Raw genomic sequence first — 21,448 nt, forward strand, 5'->3', positions numbered from 1 at the left:
CAGAGTTATATATTCTCCAGTAACTTAATTTAGAAACCTGTTCTTGATTACTGTAGTAAAATTGTTGTTCTTTTAAAAGAATCCTTAGATAAAAAAGAAAAATCTATTGGTTAGCATTTAACCAGTAGATTTTTCTTTGAGTTAGCATCTGTTATATGATAAATATTGAAGATGGAAAACCACTTAGAAAGACTTTTAAGCAGAAAAATAGACTAGTCTATTTTAATTTCTAATGGTCCCAGTATCTTTCATTTTAACGTGTGTCTTTACATTTATTTTAGCCTCTGCTAATGCTTGCAACCAATCACCTTTTACTTTTTTCCACTCTTTATATTGAAAGGCTCTAGCATATAGGGATAATCCGATTGGATCAATTTTATTCTGCTGCATTTCATTTAAAATATTTTGTAACTTTTTATTAACTTCTTTTTGAATAGCACTTTCTAAATTATTTACATTTTTTTTATTATCATAGTGCCCCTTTATTAAATTCGCATTGGTTTTTTCTATTAAAGCTACATTAGCATATATATCGAGATTAAATACAAACTTTCCGTTTTGGAAAGCAACAACTACCTTCCTTGTCGCGTTCTGTACGAAGATAGAAGTGTTTGTTTTCTTGCTGGACTTTTTAGGAGGAAGCGCAAGGTGTAGTATCATTCGCCCGCTACTTTTTTGCTTATTTATAAGATTGAAAAATTTAACATCTTTTTTAGGAATATGAGTTAAATATTTCCCTTTTCGATTTAAAAATGCAATTCCTACTGTGTCGATTTCATTCTTTGTTTTTTTGATAATTGGAACAGTTTGCGTCATTCCTTCTTCATTTTGTTCTCTCATTAATTGTTGAATTGTAGAAGAGACGGATTGGTTATTTTGAATTGATGATTCAATTACACCACTTATATAAGATGAAAGTGATGGTTTACTAGGCTTGTGAATTTTAAAAATTTCTTCTGCAGGTCCATCTACAAGTACTACTTTAGCATTAATGGTAGCGTAAGGATCACGGTAAGAAGAATCAAGCTCCTGCAACCAATTTGCTTCTTGCGCTAATTTTTTCCCAATTAAAATGATTTCAGCTTTGGAAGCTGTCATAAAGCCCGTTAACTTTGTATCTATCTTACTGAATCCAGTATATACAGTTGATGCTTGTGTCCAATGCTCTATAGTACTTTTTGACTGTTTATGATGAAAGAGTGGTATGCTTGTTCCAACTTTTATGTCTCCATTAGAGGTTCTATCCAAGCCAATTAAAAGGATTAATGAAACCTTCTCAAGAGGAACTCTCTGACTACAACCAATTATATACACACAACAAATTACAATCCATATCCATTTTCGAATCAAAGTTGTTTCCTCCTAGTAACCCAAGTAAAAAGAATACTGTAAGCGAAAAATAAGATTGGTAAAAGAATAAAGAAAATGACATTTAAGATATCCATAAGAGAATATATAAACAAATATTGATCCACATCGGGATTTAGGAAAATAAATAGCCCAACTATAAATAACATAAAAGCAAGCAGCGCCCAATTTCGGGCGTTTTTTTGAAGTGATATGGTCATAGATTCAAAACTGAAAAATAAATACGGATATATTGTAGTGGAAAATACAATCAAGTAGTAAGCGATATATATAATTTCTAATCTTTCCATGAAAGAAAAACGAACCCCTTTTAACAGATGAAATACTGGCCAGATTACGTCTTTTATCCCCTCTGGACTAAAGTATATATAAGAAAGAATAGTCACATATAAATAGAAAAACATAGTTCCAGTATTCGCTATTAGTAGTCCTTTTATGGCTTTTTGTTTTTTTTGTAAGAACGGGTATATATAATATGCAATTTCTAAGCCAGCATAAGGTGTAATGGTTTCTTTTGTTGCCTTTATAATAGGGTATAATCCATCTTTAAAAATAGGTAGTAGGTGTAAAGGGGTGTAGTTAGTCTTTAGTGAAAACAGAAGAAATAGTGGCATCCAAGTAGTGAAGAAGAAAACAAGCATAGAATAACTAGTAAGGGCCCTTAACCCACTCAGGGTTAAAATAATAAAAGGTAATAGTAATAATATGGTGATTTGATAAGTAGGAGTGGAAGGGAATATCCACACTTTTACAATATCAGTTGCCTTTAATAAAGTATTAAAGCCAGCAAAAAATAGATAACAGGCATATAAAAGAAAAAGAATCGTCCCTAGCCATTTACCAAAGTATGTTTTTAAGATTTGCGAGAAATTTTTGTTGGGATTTTTTTGTAACATTAATATAATAAATACACCGATTATAGAAGTAACCATCCATCCAAGAATGATTGAAATCCAGCCATCTGTACCAGCAGTAGTAGCAAGTGGGCTTGGCATAATTAACATACCAGATGCAAGTTGCAGCGAATGGATGAAAATAATAAATTCGAATAAAGTTATATTTTTGAATTTAAGATTCCCCATGCGGACCACCTTCTTTTTTCTTTTCTTGTTTCGGCTGTCCAGTACTCGAACGGGTGGTAATCATCGAAATAGGAAACCTTACAAAAGAATCTTTTAACTCTTGAAGCCGAAATGGCGCGATTGGCAATCCGTATGGTGAACCATAGGAAGTCAGTGAAACAAAATGAGCAAATAAGAGCATTAATCCACTAACAATACCTACAACCCCATAAAAGTATGCCAATAACATCATTGGAAAACGAATAAGGCGTATAGAACTTGATAAATCATAATTAGAAACAATAAATGATGCAATGGCTGTAATAGATACGATAATAACCATAACGTTACTCACAAGTCCAGCTTGAACAGCCGCCTGTCCAATTACAATCCCTCCAACAATACCAATAGTTTGTCCAATAGGTTGTGGTAAGCGAATACCAGCTTCACGTAGCATTTCCAGTGTAATTTCCATTATAAAAGCTTCCAATAAGGGAGAGAAGGGGACCTTAACTCTTGACGTTGCAATAGAAGTGTATAAATCTATAGGAATGATCTCAAAGTGAAAGGATACTATAGCAATATAAAATGCGGGTAAAAAAATAGCTATAATAAATCCTGCAAATCGTAATAAGCGAAAAAAAGATGCAATGAGCCAATGAATATTATAGTCATCTGGGGTTTGAAAAAATCCAATCAAATTCATAGGAACAACCATAGCACCAGGGGATCTATCCATTAACACCGCTACTTTCCCATCAAGTATATGGTTTGAAATGGCGTCTGGACGTTCGCTTAAATAAGCCTGTGGAAAAGGAGTCCAATTTTGATCTTTTGTATAATTAGATAGCTCTCCAATACTTAATACCGCATCTGTTTTGATTTTGCAGATTCTAGTTTCTATTTCTTGGACTACATCTGCGTTTGCTACATCACCTAAGTAAATTAAATAGACTAAAGAAGTGGCTCGTTCTCCAATCGTCAGCTTTTTGATTTTTAACTCTGTAGAAGGAATATATCGACGAATTAGGCCTATATTTTTTGTGACATTCTCAATAAAACCATCATGTGAGCCTTTAATAGTAACTTCTGAAATTGGTTCTTGAATGGCTCTCTCTGCCCAGCCTTTTGTATTTATTAGAAGTGACCGATTTTCTCCTTCCATAAACAGTACACATTGACCCTCAAGTAATCCTTCTTTAATTTCATTCCATGTATATACGATTTTTGTATGAGTAGCAATAATATTAGAATTAAAAATTTGACTGTCTTCATTTACTTCTTGTAATAATGGTGTAACAACATTGGCTTTTAATGCAACACCATCTGTAAGGCCTTCAAAATAATAAAGTAAAATATTCGTGTTTGTTTTTAATTGCAAAGGGTGTTCAATTAAATCTGCACTAATATCAAAGATGTTATCTAATGTATTTTTAAGTTCTTTTAAGTTACTTGTTTGGATCTTTTCAATGTTTTTATCTGTTTTAGTTTCTAAGATCTCTTCATTTAAAGACAAAATTGACACCTCTTTAATATATAACGATTAGTTATATTTATTATTTTTATAAGATGGAATTTTATTCACAAATTTAAACAAATTGGGAACGGAAATTAATAATTGAGAGCAAAAAAGTAGAGGTGATTTGTGGGGGAATCTAAGTACCAAGATAGAATTGAAATTTGAATGATTATCACAAAAAAGAACCCTTGATAGGCTCTTTTTCATAGTTGATAAATATATTGTCAACAATAGATGGCGTTTAAGGTAGTAATTTAGATGTCTTTAAGTTCATCAGCTGAATTTTGTAGGAAGAATTCTTTTTTAATATCTTAATGCTCAATTAAAAAGACATTATATTTATTTGGGTGTTCTAGTGTAATTAAAGTTTGCGCGCTAACAAATTTTGTTTAGGGACAAAATGTTTTTTTCTGAATTAACAGAAAAATATATGCGCAAAATTCCTATTAGTTATTTTGGTAGGTATCAAATATTGCTTTGGCCTTATTTTCTTGAGATTACCGTACGTTTATATGTTTCTAAGGGAAAGAAATACTTTCATTTTTATGACCATCTATTGTTTGATTAAGATGGTAACATGAAATAGAAGCGTTTACAACCAGAAAATAAAGAAAAAATATTAAAATTAGACTTTTTTCGACAATTATTTTATGTTTATATTTCATTTTATTATAGGAAAAGGCGGGGGAAAGCGGACCTTTTCCTATAAAATGTTTTGTTGGAATTAGAAATAACTAAAAAAGTAATATTAGCTTAAAATTAAAATGAAATTCAATGATAAGGTTATAATTGAATTTTTAAACCTCATGTGTATTGAAAATATGGTCAAATCTTAATCCACGTTGCGTTTCTTCCTTTTGTAACTAGCTTAATATGGCCAAACACTTGCAAGGAATTTAAAGCCTTACTGATTGTACTTTCTGCAATATCTGGATAAGTGTTACGAATACTCTCCTTAGTAAAAGGTTGTTTTTGTTTAAGTATAAAATCTTGAATTCTCTCAACTTTAGTATGTTTATATATAGAATCTAGAACTGTGTTATGAAGATCTTTGTAAGCCTCTAATATAATTGTTAAAAACGTTTTTAACCAAAAGCTATTATTATGTTCCTCGCAGTACCAATTGACCGAAGATTTATAAATCGAATTGTAATAATCAGATTCATTTTTCTTAATATATTTATCCAAACATACATATTTTACAAATGTATGTCCACTCTTAATTAACAGCAATTGCATTAACATAAATGCCAGCCTGTTATTACCTTGATTGAAAGGGACTATGCAATAAAAATTTAATATAAAACGAGCTATTAATAAAAGTGAATGTAGCCCCTTACTAGTATTTAATGAGTTGTATTGATCACATAATTGCTCCATAAACTGTGGAATGAGTTCATGCGGAAGAATGCGGTAACTATTCAAGTGCATTCCATGCTCAGGAATACCTGGAATAATAAAAGGTTTTTCACGCCATTTGGCACTGTCAGAGGTAAGGTAATGTATTAGTTGAAAATGTAATTCCTGTATAGTTGCTGGATTAATTGATAAAGTACAGGAGTTTTTATGTACAAAAGAAAGTGTTTGATAATAACAAAAAATAGCATCTTCAGAAATATTTTGAGGTACTATATCATCTAAAATAAGTTCTTTTAATCTTTTATTAGGAACTTTTATATCCTCATAAATAGTTGTGAAATTTTTTATGTAATGTAGTGGTATAGTTTTTTCTAAACTATTAAATATGTCAGGGTTTTGTTCCTGATAAGCAGTTAATTTTCCTTTGAATTCGCTAATTTCACTTATTAAATTGATTAACCTCCTTTTTAATTCAATATTTTTGTACTTATCATCAAAAAAGTCTCTCATTTTTGTTCCTCCTGTAACCCCTTAACACGTTGTTGCATATATCTTTCCATTCTAAAGGTATGCTACGACATCATTGTAAAATAAAGATATTTTCGGTCTGATTTTGAATATATATCAGAATCTATATTTTTATTTAACAATTAAAATATGGAAATTATAAAGAAGAATCGTTAGGATTCAATTTTAATAGGCATAATCCTAACATCAAATGCACAAATGTACAATAAAAAAATAAAAAAAATAAAACTATCGACTCTTTTGAAATATTATCTAAAAGAATTTTAAGAAATTGTAGGTATAGATGTGCTTTGGTTTAGGAGTAAATAATAAAGCGGTAATAGAGTTTTTATAGGTAATTAAAAAGTAGATAGACTATTAATTTGTGTCAATTACGTGCCTAATCTATCATATGCTTTTATAAGAATTTTAAAATTAAATCCTAACGAGCTGAATTTTCTATATTTAGCATAAATATTAGGGAGGCGTGCTGATGAAATGTATCATTTTATATAGAAATATGTAACGTTTAACACTCGTATTGTAAAATATTTTGACATACGTTAATTTAAATATTAGGTACAGGAACATTTAATAAAAACTCAGTACTAAAGTACCCTTTAAACGTTTCACCCTAAGACGTTTCTCAAGCACACTGAAGTTTACCCGTTGTTTCTGTGCCTTATTAGATAAAAATAATATAATAAATTTTTATAATATGATAATGAAAAATGGGTTTTCTCCTTAAATATTAACAATCTCTTGATAATCTGCTTAAAGTAAGAAAATGCAGGATAGACAATGGTTATTAATAAAGAAAATACAGTTAAGCTAGATACCTTAAGTCATTTTATAAGTAATTAAGCGTTAGATTGAATTAGTAAGAATATTATATGTGATTGCTAAATGGCTTGTTTTAATTGTTCTGTTACTATTAATTTATGAATTTTAACATTTAGAAGCTAGTCAACATATAGGTTATATTGATTATGTGGGTTTTAACCTCAAGTGTATATGTTTAAGGTTAAGGGATTTGTGAGTGTTATAAAAGAAGTGAAAGTCTGGAAGAAACGGATATAATCGGCTTCTTCCAGACTTTTTTTGCTTTTTTGTAATATAAAAAAATTATTTTTCCTACATGATTTAATTATCTGTTTTAATATTTGAATTTTTTGTGAAATTAAACGAAGTTTTTATTCTTTTTTTAAAACATAATGTTACAAAATAGACTTATTGTATTTATTTTATTTTTATATGAGATTAAAAATAATAATAAACGTACCAATGTATGAGAGGTATTAGTATATTTATTAGTAATTTGTTCGTTTATCTCTATATTGCTATTATATTAGCGATAACAATAATATATTGGGGGGACAAGAATGAATTTGAAATTTACATCTAAATTGGAAAGATTAAGAAAAAGTAAAAAAGGAATTGGTGCTTGTGTTTTAGCTGCAGGGGTAACGGCTATTACTATGATTCCTCAAAGTGCTTATGCACATGGATTTGTTGAAAAGCCAAGTAGCCGTGCTGCTTTATGTAGTCAGAATTATGGAGCATTGAATTTAAATTGTGGAAATATAATGTACGAACCTCAAAGCCTAGAAGCACCTAAAGGATTCCCAGACGGGGGACCGATTGATGGAAAAATCGCTTCGGCAGGAGGACTGTTTGGAGGAATTCTTGACCAACAAACATCAAATCGCTGGTTCAAAAACACGATTAAGGGTGGAGCAAATACCTTTACATGGAAATATACAGCTGCACATCCTACAAGTAAATGGCATTATTACATTACAAAAAAGGGATGGGATCCTAATAAACCATTAACACGTGCTGAATTAGAACCAATTGGAACTGTGAAACATGATGGTTCTGCCGCATCAAATAATTTAACACATACAATTAATGTACCAACTGATCGCAATGGTTATCATGTTATTTTAGCTGTATGGGATGTAGCAGATACGTCAAATGCGTTTTATAATGTAATTGATGTAAATCTAGTAAATAATGAAACTCCCGATACAGTAGCTCCAAGTCAACCAACTGAATTAAATGCCTCTAAAGTTTCTGCCAATAGTGTTGAAATAACATGGAAGGCTTCTACTGATAATATAGGTGTAAAAGAATATCAAGTGTTACGTAATGGCGAAGTAATTGATACGGTACCAGGTACAACTTTTATTGATAAAAAACTAAAAGCAGATACGGAATATACCTATACAATAAAGGCATTAGACTCTGCTGGAAACATATCAAAAGAAAGTGAAAAACTAAAGGTTAAGACAACACATGCAATCCCAGATATAGAGGCTCCAACTCAACCAAAAGGATTACATAGTATGGGTACAACAGCGAAAACTGTTGATTTGATGTGGAGTCCGTCTGAAGATAATGTAGGTGTTGACCATTATATTGTATATAGAGAAAGCGCTGGGGTTATGAATAAAATTGGGACAGCGGCTAATACATCCTTTATGGATAAAGATTTGAAGGCTAATACATCGTATAAATATGTAGTGACGGCGGTTGATTTAGCTGGAAATGAATCTAGTAGAAGTGATGTTTTGACTGTAACAACAAAGTCAGAGGATTCCACATATGAAAAATGGGATGCAAGAAAAGCATATACTAAAGGCGATAGAGTAGTACATGAGGGAAAAGTGTATGAAGCAGTTCAAGATCATCAAGGAAATGGCGACTCAAATTGGATTTTTGCCTTATCGCTTTGGAAGCCAGTTTTGAATAAGTGACAGGTGGGAAAAGGTAGTTAACATTTTTGGGTTTTCTTTTAAAAATTAAGGGCTGTTCCAAATATGAATTATCTTATGATTTAAATGATAAATCAATAAGATTTAAACCCCATCCTAATGTTTACGAAATGAAATTAAAAAAGAATCCCAATGGAATTTCATTGGGATTCTTTATTTTCTAATTTGTAATAGCGTATATTTTCACTGTGAATTTGTTAGTGGCACCCATTGGACTTGCAATATAATATTTAGTATTTGTGTAAGCTTCAGTCCTAGATCCATGTGAAATGTTTTTCCAACGAGTAGAATCTATTCCTAGGGAAACATCAATCATTACATTGAAAGAGATAGTAGAAGAATAATCTTTTTCTGAAGGCTCAATAACCCATTTTAATTCTTTGGTACCTACAGGTAAACTATCAATTTTAAAGTTTTGACTGGATCGATTTTGTTGCCCGGATAAAGGACAAGATTCAGATGATATTTGCGAAATTAATATTTCTTTTTCATTAGAATGTATACCATTTAATTTAATGATACTATCAATTAAACCTGGACCAGGAAAATCAGCTGCGATGATACCAGAATGTTTAATTATGCCTTGTTGTAAGAGTTCGGTCCCAAGTGTATTCATTCCTCCATAGTATACTTGTCCGTTTCTATCGCGAGGGAAATCACTCCATGCATTTGTGGAATTCGTTTGAATCAATTTAGGACTACTATCAGTATTTCTGCTCTCTTTTCCGCTTGCAACAAACCAAGGATATACATTATTTGAAAATGCTGCTGCGCCTCCCGTACCACTAAAATGGTTGAGATGAATTTTTCCATTATTAAAATTAGTATTTGTATTTTGTAGATGGGTTTTTATCGCAATCCATTTTGCATATATTTCGTCTGGTCCGCTTCCAATTTCAAATTTATCTTGTATATTCAAACTTTCGTAATCAATGCCGTACAATTGAGTAGATGTAAAGTTTTGTAAGATTACAATTTTCCCGCGGGTATCTCCTAAAGTAGGGTTATTTCTATCTGAGGTTGGTACGGAATTAGGATTCCAAAAATATGAAGCATTAACGTTTTTATATTTTAAAAATATCTCCTCAAATGATAGAGAGCCGCTTTCAGGAGTAGTTTCTTCTTTTAGGCGCATTAATATTGTTTCTGTTGGATGCTCTTTTAAAAATTGAATTGTCTCTTTTAATACATCTTCAAACACAGCTTTTTGATTTACAATGCCATGATACATTGCAAAAGAATCTTTTACACGTTTAACACGCATATCTACATATCGGATTCCAGAATTTAATTGTTGGGATAGACTCATAGTTTGATTTCTTGTCAAATTTTCATCAAGAAAGCTTGCTCCATGTAAAGCCATTGTACCGTGAGTCCCTGGAATAGATATTTCACTTAATTTTGTTGAATCTTCTATTTTGGACATCCACGATGGATTTTGATATCCTATATTGGATTCATAGGAGTAACCTGGATGACTATCAGCTAAAAGAGTAGATGGTGTACTTAAACTTGCTAGTGTAATACAAGTGAGGATGCTAATTTTAATGAAATTTCTCATTTTTATTTTCTTCATTTTATCTCTCCTGATCTTTAAACAATTGCTAGATGATGTTTTTACTATATTTATTGTTTTTCATTCTTGAGGTAATAAATTTTTGGATTTGAAAATAATTAAAAACAGGGGGAGTAAGTTATTTGAGACTTTAATAATTTGTTTTTATGAATTGTACCTAATAGCCAAACGTATTCTTGAAAAATCGAAATATAGCCTCCAAAAACCAACCGTTGCTCGTATTGTATACAAACAAAATAGAAGCCTTAAAAAAGAATTCTATTTTGTGACATATAATGAATGATAAGGTGGTAAACAAATCAAAATAATGTGAATGAGTAGTAAAAGTTTATTAATAGCTGTTTTAGAATCTCTTATAACAAGGCTGATTACAAAAAGTGAATCCCTACAATGCTAATAAAAATTGAAAAATTCTACTCATTAAAACTTAGACTAACTACAGTTGCGATAGATTGGGCTGCATGTTCCCAGCTTCCATCTATAACTTTACCAATCTGCTGACCAAGTGTATTTAAATCATTTGGATTAACTGGAATTCCATTATACGCAGCAAGAATTGATAAAAGTGGAGCAGCAAATGGTGTCCAACCACCTCTATCAATACTAAATACAGGCTTATCTACTACTTTTCCATCTTGCACAGTAAACTCATAATAAAATTGATCATCTGGACGGAAACTTAAATGATGAGAAATTTGTCCCTTAACATATTTTTTTCCTGCACCTAGATTTACTACTTCTATTTCCTTTACGTTAAATTCATGCTCAAATACTTTTATTTTTTTGACTTCTGGACCATTTAAGGCAGCATTAACAGCTGTTTCTAAATTATTTTGTGCTAATGGTTGAATACTCATTTGTTCCTTGTTTTGTTGGATAGGAGCCTCTTTTTCTGCAGCAAACACTGATGTGGTAGGTAGTGCACCTGTAGCTAATGTTGCTGCAAGTGCTGTTGTCATAATGATTTTTCGTTTCATCTTCATAGTTTTCCTTCCTCTCTTAAAGTTATGATATATAATTTTTTAAGATTGACACGGTACAATTTTTTTCATAATGCACGCAAAAAACTAGTTTAAGAACTATGTGAAAAAACGTGTCGGAAAATTAAAATTAATTATATATGTGTTTTAAATGATATCTATCTACACATATTTTTTCAATTTTTAGACAAATGAAACGATAATTACTGCATAAGAGTCAATTTAGCACTTTATTTATCTATAAATTTCCTATAAACACATTTAGTTCATGGTAAAAGTAATATATTTGATATTAAATGTCTTGCATAATGCGATGAAATTTCACAATTTTTTATCAATATATACATAAAAAAAGTAACGAAACTTAAGTGATATTTAATACTTTTCATATTTGTGAAGTATGTGAATTTGCTTATTATAACATCTAAGATGTTAGATGTTATTTTTTAAACATTACTTATCCGGATTCATGAAAAGTATTTTAATATATTTTTTATTTTATATAACAATATATAGTTTTGATATTAAAACTAAAATATGGAAGTAACATAGGGGATTTACGCATATAGTAATGTTGATGGTAAAATTAACAAAATTTTCATTTGAATCAGATAAAGCTATGGTGTTTTTAACTTATAATAATGTTACTACGATGAAAAAATGGCTACTAATTAGTTAATTTAAAAATCAATTTTAGATAGGAAGAGGATAATGAAGACCAGAGATAGTTATAAAATTATTGTAATTGGTGCTGGGACAGCAGGACTATCTTCTACTGCACATTTATTACGAAATGTACCCCTATTGAAAGAAAGTATAGCAATTATTGATCCATCAAAAAAACATTACTTTCAGCCACTATGGAGTTTAGTGGGGGGAGGAATTGTTTCAAAGGAAAGTACGATGCGTAATCAGGAATCGCTTATTCCAAAAGGGGCAACGTGGATCCCTAAAAGTGTTGTTAAGTTATTTCCATCTGAAAATAAGATACTTTTAGATGACGGACTGCTACTTGAGTATGAAATTCTTATTGTAGCAGCTGGTATACAAATAAATTGGGACAGTATTAAAGGCTTAAAAGAGTCTATTGGCACTAATGGGGTATGTAGCAATTATTCTTATACATATGTTGATTCTACTTGGAGAGAAATCGAAAAAGTTAAAGGAGGAAATGCGCTTTTTACCCACCCTAATACTCCTATTAAATGCGGTGGTGCTCCACAAAAAATTATGTACTTAGCAGAGGAGTATTTTTGTAATAGTGGTTTAAGAAACAGAAGTGAAGTAATGTTTTATTCTGCAAACAATAACATATTTCAGGTTCCAAGATATGCAAATACTTTAGAACAAGTACTAGAAAGAAAGCAAATTATAACGAATTATAATAAAAATCTAGTGGAAATTATCGCCGAAAAGAGAGAGGCAATTTTTGAAGATACGCAAACACTAAAAAGAGAAACCGTACCATATAGTATGATACATGTTGTTCCGCCAATGGGGCCACCTAATTTTATTAAAGAGAGTGAGATAAGTGATCATCAGGGGTGGGTAGATATAAGCCCTTATACTTTGCAGCATGTGCAATATAAAAATATTTTTGGACTTGGAGATTGTACCAATTTACCTACCTCTAAAACTGGAGCAGCAATTCGAAAACAAATACCCGTCTTAAAACAAAATATTATGGACGTACTTAGCGGAAGAGATTTACAGGCTAAATATGATGGATATACATCATGTCCGATTGTTACAGGATATAAAAGTCTTATACTTGCTGAATTTAACTATGAACATGAGCCTCAAGAAACGTTTCCATTTAATCAAGCGAAAGAACGGTATAGTATGTTTTTACTTAAAAGATATATGTTGCCATATATGTATTGGAATTTAATGTTGAAAGGGATTCTATAGGAGAAGATAAAAAGTGGTTACAAAAATTGAAAATTAATTTGAAATAACTAATTGGAGGGAATAGCTATGCTTTTAAAATATTTTTATGATGAAAAATTAGCACATGCTTCCTATTTAGTCGGTTGTCAGAAAGAAGGCGTAGCAATCGTTATTGATCCTAGTCGCTATATAGAACAATATATAGAATTTGCTAAGAAAGAGGGGATGGAAGTAATTGCTGCGGCTGAGACCCATATTCATGCTGATTTTCTTTCTGGGTCTAGAGAACTTTCTAATCTTTACCATGCAAATTTATATGTATCTGATGAAGGAGATTGTGATTGGAAATATCAATATCTTAACGAAGGTCGATACAAATTGGTTAGAGAGGGCACAGAGTTTAAAGTAGGTCATATAAAATTTAATGTAATTCACACCCCAGGGCATACGCCTGAAAGTATTTCTTTTTTAGTAACTGATACAAGTCAAAATAATTATACGAATGATAAACCGATAGGAATATTCACAGGTGATTTTATATTTGTAGGAGATATAGGAAGGCCGGATTTATTAGAAACTGCAGTCGGTATTAAAGATACTGCAAAAATAGGAGCGAAACAATTATTTGATTCTATACAAAAAATAAAAATACTTCCTGATTATTTGCAAATATGGCCATCACATGGTGCGGGAAGCGCATGTGGAAAAGCATTAGGAGCAATTCCAACTTCTACATTAGGTTATGAAAAGATGTTCAATTGGGCATTTCGGTGTAATGAAGAAAGTGATTTTATATCGACTTTATTGACGGCACAGCCAGAGCCTCCAAAGTATTTTTCATTAATGAAGAATTTAAATAAGTATGGTCCGCCAATTCGTAAGAAGAGAAAAAGTACTGCTATTAATACAGTAGAAGAACTTCAAGAAATTTTGAAGAGCGTTTATCAAATAGTTGATATAAGGGATGTAGAGAGTTTTGCTGCAGGTCATATCGAGAAGTCAATTAACATACCTTATAACAATTCTTTCACAACTTGGTGTGGATGGTTATTAGATTATAAAAAAGAAACTTTAATAATTCTAGATGAGGAAAAGGTTAAAGTAGAGGCAGTTATTAGAGAATTTGAATCTATTGGGTTAGATAATATTATTGCTTTTGCACCCTTAAAAGTAATACAAAGACTTGATAGATTTGAAAGTTACAAAGAAAAAACATCGATTGAATTATATCCGCATATAAAAGGTGGAAGCGTTAAGGTTATCGATGTGCGTAGTAAAAAAGAGTGGGAGGAAGGACACCTTCATGATGCAATACATGTCACTTTAGGTAATCTATTTGAACAACTAGATTATATACCGAAAGATTTTCCAATAGTTTTGCAATGTCGAACCGGATTACGTTCCGCTATAGCAGCTAGTATTTTACAAAGAGCTGGTATAAAGGAAGTAGTGAATTTAAAGGGAGGATTTCTTGCATGGAAAGAAGAAGGGCTTCCTTATACAACATGCAATCTCAATGTGTAGGAAAATATTATATGCTAGGTAAGAATAATTAAAAGAAGTTATAGATGACGTGTTAGAAAAGGGAATCATAATTGTCGCAGATTCAGGAAATACATTAGGATTATTAATTGATTATCCAGTTAAATATGAAAATGTAATATTTGTTTTAGCATTAAATAATTTAACATTGGATCCATCTTTTATGGAATGGCAGTGTTGGAAGTACTTAGGTATTATCAATAAGAACCCAATTTAAAATTCTCTTGGATGCAAGAGAATTTTTTTATTGGGAATAGTAAGGGGGAGGGGAGGTGCATTACATATGGGAAAAGGTAGAAGTAATAATGCTGGTAAAAAGCAACCGAATTTTGATGATTCATCTAATTTTGCTAAACAAAGCCAACCGACAGAAAAGAAGAAGAAATAAGAACAGGAGCTCTCTTGATAAAGGGAGCTCCTGTTAAAAGTGGACTGACGTTTCAGAATAACATATCGATGGATTAACCCAATAGCCATAAATACAAGGTTTTAATTTTTCGAAGGGCACCTAATTTAATATTATTGTCCCGCTTTTTTATACTTATTGACGCGTTAAATCCATTTAAAATGCTCCTTAATGGCGTTGGGCGTGACCTTCATTAAAATTTTTTAAACCTAATGGGACTTACCATTAAGAGGGCGAGGATTAAAGTAATCCATGCATTACTATATGAAAACAATGCCATGCCAGCCAATGATAATCCTGCAGCTGGAATAGGTAATCCCTTAAAATATCCAATAGTTGGTTTAATACTAAATTTAGCTAATCTTAAAGCACCCATTGTTGGGAATAGGATAAATGCCAAAGAAGTTAAAATAGAAGGTGTTGCTATCGTATGAAATAAAAGCGCAGGAGCGACGCCGAAACTAACAATATCAGCTAAGGAATCCAATTCTACGCCAAACTCACTGTTCACTTTTAATTTTCTTGCAATTCTTCCATCAAGAAAATCTAAAACAGCTGAAAAGAAAATGAGAATGGAGGCTGCTCCTAAATATTCACTCATATTCAAGGTGATTGAGAAAACACCGCACAATAAATTTCCAATCGTAAATAAATTCGGTATAACTTTTACAAGCTGATTAAACAAGTTTGTTCCTCCTAAATTAATTAAACTTCACATTTCTGTAGCAATTTCTATATATTCTTCCGTTATTCTTAAAAATATATGACCACTGTATTACTGTAAGCTAATTAAATTTCGATAAGAGAAAAATTGATTTCTTAAATGTTCCACGGGTTTATAAAAATGTTTAATCATTTTCAGTACGCGTTATTGAATATTAGCACCTGATAGTTGATATTTCGAGTAGTCAGGGATTTTCCGGTTCTGGTGCAAAAAATTAAAGGTAATTAAAAATAATCTCTAAAAAGGAGACATAATGATACTATTATTTTAAAAAGGTTCGTGGTTGGTATCGAATATGAAAAAATAGAATTTTTATACAAAAATCACCCGAAAGGGTGCCTTTTGTACCTCTTAAAATGACTGAAGATGTGTTTACTTGAGTTCATTAGGTAGTTAGAGGTTGATAGACTATCTTTAACGAAAATGTTGAGTAGTTCATCTTCATTATATATCAATTTAATAATGATTGGGATTTAGAAAGTTCCATGGAAAGTACATATCAACCTGATTGGAAGATTGGAAATTTAATAACTGGTGATACATTTTACTTAACGCAACATTTTGGTGCGCAAATGAAAATTTTTAAAGTCCACACAAATGGTACCCTAGAACGATTCCAAACAATAGAACCAGAATTAAAATAAAATTTTTGTAGCATCAATTAAATTCATTTCTTTTTATGCAAACACACTTTCAGCGGAACTAACTTCTTCACTATTTTGCGCTGGAAAGACTGTATAAAAAATGGTTACGTTTTCTGATCTTGAAATAACCCTCTCAAATTGCAATCCTGCTTTTTCTAAAAGCTTTACTGCATCAACAATAGAAGTAATTGCTACAAAAGTTTTTCAAATAAAATTTATAAAAGCTTGATAGGTAATACCAAGGGAAAAGACCGTAGCTACTATATGTGCAGTCCATTTAGGCATATTTAAATTTAATACGGTATTGTACAACATTCCATATACGATACAAATGATTAATATGAATGCAATGAATTGAAGAACTAATAAAAATAGCGGTTGTTCCATTTATTCTCACTTCCTTTATTTGATATATTAATATAATTTATTTAAATGTGAAAGTTTTATTTCTATGAATTTCCAAAAAATGTGATATGAAAGGCATAGTAGTAATCACAAGAATTACTGCAAAACTATAAATGGAACTAAAAGTATTATGACGAGATCAGTAAAATAGTAAAGAAGGTCACCATTCACGGCGACCTTCTTTACTATGCGTTATACCCAAATAATTTTAAATCTTCTCCTGAATCTGAAATGATTTTCTCAAATCGTAATCCTACTTTTTCTAAAAGCTTTCCTGAGGCGATGTTATCTACAGAAGTAATTGCTACAATTCGTTTCATGCCAAGCTTTTGTACACCGTATTCGATTATCGCAGAAGCTGACTCGTAGCCATATCCTTTTGAACGGAATGTCTCTAAAAAGGCAAACCCGATATCAACGTTTTCTAATGAATCTCTTTTAATAAGGCCACACATACCAAGTGGAGTGAGATCTTTTTTTCGTTCTACTAAGTAAAGGCCGAATCCAAGTTTGTTATACATATCGATGGGACCGTTTACAATATAATTTTTTGCATCTTCTAAGTTACTAACTCCTTTGTCACCGATAAACTGAATCCATGCAGGATCGTTTACTAACTCAAGAATAAAAGGAGCGTCTTTTATATCAAACCAGCGAAGATTAAGACGTTCAGTTTCAAGAACTATCAATAATTACACCACCTTTAAAAAGTTATAACAATTAGTATGGATTGTGTAAAACAAAAGTGCAACATATTTTAATGGGGGTGTTTGTTCACATAAAGTTCGTTTGTTTTGTATAGAGAGATATCTTATAATTAGGATTAATTGTAAAGAGTGAGATGCTTATACAATGACTCCTAGGTGACTAGGAGTTTTTACTATATAACTATCATTATTACTAAATATGACACACTATACATTCTACTCAAGGAGGTACATAATGAAGAAATTATATAATGCATCGTTTACGTATTTGATTATCGGTTTATTATCAGGGATTTTCGCTAGGGAGTATGGTAAGTATAAAGGGATTTTAGGGTCTACTTTGTTAAATCTTTTGCATACGCATACACTTGTACTTGGCTTTTTCTTCTTTTTAATTGCTTTAGGATTAGCAAAAGTATTCGCGTTTCATGAAGTGCAAGGGTTTAATAAGTGGTTTGTTTTACATAATATTGCATTAACATTAATGTTAGGTTCGCTAGCAGCGAGAGGGCTTCTTCAGTTAAATGGAGCTGACTTTAAAGGGTTAACTTATATTGTAGGATTTTCTCATTCGTTGATGGCAGTTACTTTAATTTGGTTTATGTTGTTAATAAAGAAATCGTTTAAAATGTAGTGAAAAAGAACTTGTAGCGTGTGCTGCAGGTTCTTTTTTGTATGTTCAGGTTTAATAATCTTATTTTTCTAATTATTTTGTATAAAGATGGTATACTTGTTTTAAAATTAAAAAGGAGAGTTGATTATGGAAATAACAATTGAACATGTAGTAAATGAATTAAAAGGCATACTTCCTGAAGATCGAGTAGTAATAAATATGACAGTACGAGAGTTACATAGTAAAGATGAATCTTACCATAGTAGTAGTTTGCCTGATGTAGTTGTTTTTCCAAAAACGACCGAAGAAGTTAGCGCGATAATGAAAATAGCGATTCAGCATGGAACAGCTGTCGTTCCATTTGGAGTAGGATCCAGTTTAGAGGGACATGTAATTCCTTACGAAAAAGGAATTACAATGGACTTTTCTCTTATGAACAAAATACTTGAAATAAGAGAAAATGATTTTCTTGTGAGAGTACAGCCAGGGGTGACGCGCTCTCAGCTTAATAAAGAATTGAAAAAGTATGGATTATTTTTTAGTGTAGACCCAGGAGCTGATGCAACGTTAGGAGGAATGGCTGCTACAAATGCGAGCGGAACGACAGCGGTAAAGTATGGGGTAATGCGTGATCAAGTTCGAGATTTAGAAGTCGTTCTTGCTGATGGAGTAGTAATACATACCGGGAATTTAGCGGCGAAGTCATCATCAGGTTATCATTTAAATGGTATTTTCGTAGGCTCAGAAGGAACACTTGGATGTTTCACGGAGTTAACTTTAAAAGTATACGGTATACCAGAACATGTTATGGCTGCGAGGGCATCGTTTCCAACTATAAATGATGCAGTAGAAGCTGTAATTAACATATTACAGGCAGGTATTCCAATCGCGAGAATTGAACTCGTTGATGAATTATCTATGAAACAAGTAAATCATTACAATGAAACAAGTTACAGAGAAGAACCGACACTGTTTTTAGAGTTTCACGGCAATGAAGCAGGGTTAAAGCAAGATATTGAATTTACGAAAGAAATCGTTCTTGATCATAAATGTATAGAAATTGCGTTTGAGGTGGAAACAGCAGCGAGAAATAAACTGTGGGATGCAAGACATAACTTAGCGTACTCTTACGTGCATAGTTATCCTGGTAAAAAGCTAATGAGTACAGACGTATGTGTACCAATTTCGGAATTAGCTGGAGCGATTCAACATGCGAAAGAGGTATTACATAAAGTAGGGCTTATTGGCGGTATTCTCGGTCATGTTGGGGATGGGAATTTCCATGTACTCTTAATGATTGACACAAATGATAAGGAGGAAGTGAAGAAGGCAGACGAAATAAATGAAAGTATCGTTCAGTATGCTCTTAAACGAGGAGGAACGTGTACAGGAGAACATGGCGTTGGAATCGGGAAACGAAAGTATCAAGAAGAAGAACATGGGGAGGCATTATTTGTAATGGAGAAAATAAAGAAAGTTCTTGATCCGCAAAATATTTTGAATCCGAAAAAGGTGTTTCAATTAAAAGATAGGGGCTGAGTGGATGAAAGTAATATAGCTGAAAGTATTTTGCATTTTGGACCGGCTGCTGCACTCCCAAGTGTATTAGCGGCAGTATGGCATAACATTGCAGGGCCAATATTAGCAACCATCTGGTCAAAAAATGCAAAGAACACTGTCAGCGATGAAAATGTATCAATAAATATAGAAAAATAGGAATGATAAATAATGCAAAAACGTATTGTACATTTTGAAGGAATGGTTGTATTTTTAGCCACGATTTATATGTATTCGATATATGAGTTTAGTTGGATTATATTTTTTGTATTCCTTTTAGCGCCGGATCTATCAATGTTAGCATATGGGATTAATAATCACGTTGGTGCGAAAATATATAATGTATGTCACACATATATCATATCCATATTAATTGTTCTAATAGGTGTCTATTTTAAGATAGATACCGTTATAATGATTGGCTTAATATGGACAGCACATATTGGAATGGATCGAATGTTTGGATATGGATTGAAATATGAGACGGGTTTTAAGGATACTCATATTCAGAGGTTATAAGAAAAAGTATTCATATTTACAGCGGATTTATTAAAATATTGAACGAAATTCAGTGAATGAATTTCGTTCAATTGTTGAGAAATATATATATAGATAGATATAAAAAATCGAATTATGTTATTTTTATGATAATTAAAAGAAGGAGAGTGGATTTGATGAATATACAAATCACTGGCAATGAATTAATTACTAAGATGCTGAATGATTGGTATCGAGATATTAGAGCTCAACGTATAAGTGAAGCAAAAAAATTAAAAGGGGAGATCGATAAAAAGCTTTATATTATCGAATCAGATGTAAAGGTTTCATTTCACTATTATCTGTTAGAATTTCGATATAAAGTGTTAATAGATGGTTTAGGTAATTTGAAAAAAGCTTTTGATAAAATAGATGCATTGCCTAAACCAAATGATGAATATTCTAATTATTATTATTATTTATTCAAAGCCATTCATTATACAATTCTTACTAATTATAGTGAAGCTAGCAACTATTTTGAAAAAGCTGAAGGGTTATTAGAGCATATTTCAGATGAAATTGAATATGCAGAGTTTAATTATAGAGTTGCTATATTAAAATACCACTTGCATTACGCATATTCAGCTATTGAATACGCTTCAAAAGCAAGAGATATCTTTGTTAAACAAGCAGGGTATGAAGTGAACATAGCGCTGTGCGAAAATATATTAGGATTATCTTTTTCGGAATTAAAGCAGCATGATAAAGGTGAGGAATATATTGCGTCAGCAATAAACATTTTACAAAAAAATGATGCTGAAATGTTAGTATTAAGAATCAGACATAATTTAGGTTTATTGTATGCGAGTCAAAATCTTTCAGTTTTAGCAATTAGACACTTATCTGAGGTTTCTAAAAAAATGCCTACTCATTATAAGGCAATCTTTTTAGAGGCAAGAGAATATTATAAATTAGGTGAAATAGAAAAAGCGAAGGAATTAATTGAAAGTGGATTGAAGGTTTGTGAGGAATTAAAAAATGATGAATATAGATATCACTTTTTAATTCTAAAGGGATTTTGTCAGCATTTAGAGGTAGAAAAAATAGAAAAAATTATTCTCGAAGGTTTTTCTTACTTTGAAAGAAAAAATTTATCGGAGTATATTCACGAATATACTGAAAGTCTGGCATTAGAGTTTCATAAAGTAGGTAATATAGAAAAAGCAGAAAAGTATTTTTTTATGAGTTATGAAATAAAAAAGAGAATACTTGAAAAAGAAGCATTGAAATAAAGAAAAAACTTGGATTATCTATAATGGGAATAGCAGCTGGAGTT

General features: G+C 31.5%; 17 protein-coding genes and 1 pseudogene. 9 read left to right on the top strand and 9 right to left on the bottom strand.

The genetic code is table 11. The annotated features are described in order from the left end of the window. Positions 1-222: 222 nt before the first annotated feature. From HMAS_RS07025 to HMAS_RS07040, 4 genes are all read right to left on the bottom strand, one after another. Positions 223-1,350, bottom strand: a complete 1,128-nt coding sequence (locus HMAS_RS07025) for a Ger(x)C family spore germination protein (RefSeq protein WP_065224155.1) — start codon at positions 1,348-1,350, stop codon at positions 223-225. After that, positions 1,347-2,450, bottom strand: a complete 1,104-nt coding sequence (locus HMAS_RS07030) for a GerAB/ArcD/ProY family transporter (RefSeq protein ID WP_025708917.1) — start codon at positions 2,448-2,450, stop codon at positions 1,347-1,349. Before HMAS_RS07030 ends, HMAS_RS07025 begins: the two co-directional genes overlap by 4 nt. After that, positions 2,437-3,945: a spore germination protein gene (locus HMAS_RS07035; RefSeq protein WP_025708916.1), complete on the bottom strand. Its 1,509-nt coding sequence runs from the start codon at positions 3,943-3,945 to the stop codon at positions 2,437-2,439. Before HMAS_RS07035 ends, HMAS_RS07030 begins: the two co-directional genes overlap by 14 nt. An 828-nt stretch (positions 3,946-4,773) precedes the next feature. Continuing rightward, positions 4,774-5,817: a Fic family protein gene (locus HMAS_RS07040; RefSeq protein WP_116344734.1), complete on the bottom strand. Its 1,044-nt coding sequence runs from the start codon at positions 5,815-5,817 to the stop codon at positions 4,774-4,776. 1,379 nt (positions 5,818-7,196) lie between these two features. On the opposite strand from HMAS_RS07040, the gene HMAS_RS07045 reads away from it, so the two are divergent. Then, a complete protein-coding gene (locus HMAS_RS07045) occupies positions 7,197-8,573 on the top strand; it encodes a lytic polysaccharide monooxygenase (RefSeq protein ID WP_048535908.1) in 1,377 nt (458 codons plus the stop codon). A gap of 178 nt (positions 8,574-8,751) precedes the next feature. Here the strand turns inward: HMAS_RS07045 and HMAS_RS07050 are convergent, their stop codons facing one another. Both HMAS_RS07050 and HMAS_RS07060 read right to left on the bottom strand, forming a co-directional pair. Next, positions 8,752-10,167: a phosphatidylinositol-specific phospholipase C gene (locus HMAS_RS07050; RefSeq protein ID WP_046392932.1), complete on the bottom strand. Its 1,416-nt coding sequence runs from the start codon at positions 10,165-10,167 to the stop codon at positions 8,752-8,754. Between the two features lie 413 nt (positions 10,168-10,580). Continuing rightward, on the bottom strand, positions 10,581-11,150 hold the full coding sequence (locus HMAS_RS07060; protein WP_025708912.1) for a hypothetical protein: 570 nt from the start codon (positions 11,148-11,150) through the stop codon (positions 10,581-10,583). 708 nt (positions 11,151-11,858) lie between these two features. On the opposite strand from HMAS_RS07060, the gene HMAS_RS07065 reads away from it, so the two are divergent. Together HMAS_RS07065 and HMAS_RS07070 are read left to right on the top strand one after the other, a co-directional pair. Beyond that, the gene (locus HMAS_RS07065; RefSeq protein WP_116344736.1) at positions 11,859-13,058 is read left to right on the top strand and encodes an FAD/NAD(P)-binding oxidoreductase; all 1,200 of its coding nucleotides are present in this window, start codon (positions 11,859-11,861) and stop codon (positions 13,056-13,058) included. 66 nt (positions 13,059-13,124) lie between these two features. Next, positions 13,125-14,561 (top strand): MBL fold metallo-hydrolase, encoded by a 1,437-nt coding sequence (locus HMAS_RS07070; protein ID WP_025708910.1) that lies wholly within the window; start codon positions 13,125-13,127, stop codon positions 14,559-14,561. A 617-nt stretch (positions 14,562-15,178) separates the two neighbouring features. On the opposite strand, the gene pssA is transcribed toward HMAS_RS07070, so the two are convergent. Then, positions 15,179-15,670 carry a CDP-diacylglycerol--serine O-phosphatidyltransferase gene (pssA, locus tag HMAS_RS07080; RefSeq protein WP_000483080.1) on the bottom strand — a complete coding sequence of 164 codons (492 nt, stop codon included), beginning with the start codon at positions 15,668-15,670 and terminating at the stop codon, positions 15,179-15,181. Positions 15,671-16,194: 524 nt separating this feature from the next. Between pssA and HMAS_RS07085 the strand changes: the two genes are divergently transcribed. Then, on the top strand, positions 16,195-16,353 hold the full coding sequence (locus tag HMAS_RS07085) for a DUF5065 family protein (RefSeq protein ID WP_000446433.1): 159 nt from the start codon (positions 16,195-16,197) through the stop codon (positions 16,351-16,353). A gap of 204 nt (positions 16,354-16,557) precedes the next feature. Here HMAS_RS07085 and HMAS_RS07090 read toward each other — a convergent pair whose 3' ends face one another. Next, a complete protein-coding gene (locus HMAS_RS07090) occupies positions 16,558-16,740 on the bottom strand; it encodes a hypothetical protein (RefSeq protein ID WP_000437513.1) in 183 nt (60 codons plus the stop codon). Between the two features lie 203 nt (positions 16,741-16,943). Further along, positions 16,944-17,447, bottom strand: coding sequence for a GNAT family N-acetyltransferase (locus tag HMAS_RS07095; protein ID WP_000636209.1), 504 nt, complete (start codon positions 17,445-17,447; stop codon positions 16,944-16,946). 253 nt (positions 17,448-17,700) lie between these two features. On the opposite strand from HMAS_RS07095, the gene HMAS_RS07100 reads away from it, so the two are divergent. The 5 genes and pseudogenes from HMAS_RS07100 (at position 17,701) to HMAS_RS07120 (ending at position 21,404) form a co-directional block, all read left to right on the top strand. Further along, complete coding sequence (locus HMAS_RS07100; protein ID WP_000737896.1) at positions 17,701-18,099, top strand: DUF2871 family protein; 399 nt, start codon at positions 17,701-17,703, stop codon at positions 18,097-18,099. A gap of 126 nt (positions 18,100-18,225) precedes the next feature. Continuing rightward, positions 18,226-19,617 (top strand): FAD-binding oxidoreductase, encoded by a 1,392-nt coding sequence (locus HMAS_RS07105; RefSeq protein ID WP_116344737.1) that lies wholly within the window; start codon positions 18,226-18,228, stop codon positions 19,615-19,617. Between the two features lie 27 nt (positions 19,618-19,644). After that, positions 19,645-19,794 (top strand): annotated as a pseudogene (locus HMAS_RS07110) (bile acid:sodium symporter family protein); the annotation flags it as partial. 12 nt (positions 19,795-19,806) lie between these two features. Next, a complete protein-coding gene (locus HMAS_RS07115; protein WP_001172064.1) occupies positions 19,807-20,154 on the top strand; it encodes a DUF4260 domain-containing protein in 348 nt (115 codons plus the stop codon). Between the two features lie 155 nt (positions 20,155-20,309). After that, positions 20,310-21,404, top strand: a complete 1,095-nt coding sequence (locus HMAS_RS07120) for a hypothetical protein (protein WP_001025508.1) — start codon at positions 20,310-20,312, stop codon at positions 21,402-21,404. Positions 21,405-21,448: the final 44 nt, after the last annotated feature.

Origin of the sequence: Bacillus sp. HMA207, assembly GCF_003402455.1 — a bacterium.
Lineage (GTDB): Bacteria > Bacillota > Bacilli > Bacillales > Bacillaceae_G > Bacillus_A > Bacillus_A cereus.

Excerpts from the sequence above, each read along its gene's own strand:
- HMAS_RS07030 (WP_025708917.1), bottom strand. The coding sequence starts at position 2,450 with ATGGGGAATCTTAAATTCAAAAATATAACTTTATTCGAATTTATTATT.
- HMAS_RS07040 (WP_116344734.1), bottom strand. The coding sequence starts at position 5,817 with ATGAGAGACTTTTTTGATGATAAGTACAAAAATATTGAATTAAAAAGG.
- HMAS_RS07045 (WP_048535908.1), top strand. The coding sequence starts at position 7,197 with ATGAATTTGAAATTTACATCTAAATTGGAAAGATTAAGAAAAAGTAAA.
- HMAS_RS07050 (WP_046392932.1), bottom strand. The coding sequence starts at position 10,167 with ATGAAGAAAATAAAAATGAGAAATTTCATTAAAATTAGCATCCTCACT.
- HMAS_RS07060 (WP_025708912.1), bottom strand. The coding sequence starts at position 11,150 with ATGAAGATGAAACGAAAAATCATTATGACAACAGCACTTGCAGCAACA.
- HMAS_RS07065 (WP_116344736.1), top strand. The coding sequence starts at position 11,859 with ATGAAGACCAGAGATAGTTATAAAATTATTGTAATTGGTGCTGGGACA.
- HMAS_RS07070 (WP_025708910.1), top strand. The coding sequence starts at position 13,125 with ATGCTTTTAAAATATTTTTATGATGAAAAATTAGCACATGCTTCCTAT.
- HMAS_RS07085 (WP_000446433.1), top strand. The coding sequence starts at position 16,195 with ATGGAAAGTACATATCAACCTGATTGGAAGATTGGAAATTTAATAACT.
- HMAS_RS07090 (WP_000437513.1), bottom strand. The coding sequence starts at position 16,740 with ATGGAACAACCGCTATTTTTATTAGTTCTTCAATTCATTGCATTCATA.
- HMAS_RS07100 (WP_000737896.1), top strand. The coding sequence starts at position 17,701 with ATGAAGAAATTATATAATGCATCGTTTACGTATTTGATTATCGGTTTA.
- HMAS_RS07105 (WP_116344737.1), top strand. The coding sequence starts at position 18,226 with ATGGAAATAACAATTGAACATGTAGTAAATGAATTAAAAGGCATACTT.
- HMAS_RS07115 (WP_001172064.1), top strand. The coding sequence starts at position 19,807 with ATGCAAAAACGTATTGTACATTTTGAAGGAATGGTTGTATTTTTAGCC.
- HMAS_RS07120 (WP_001025508.1), top strand. The coding sequence starts at position 20,310 with ATGAATATACAAATCACTGGCAATGAATTAATTACTAAGATGCTGAAT.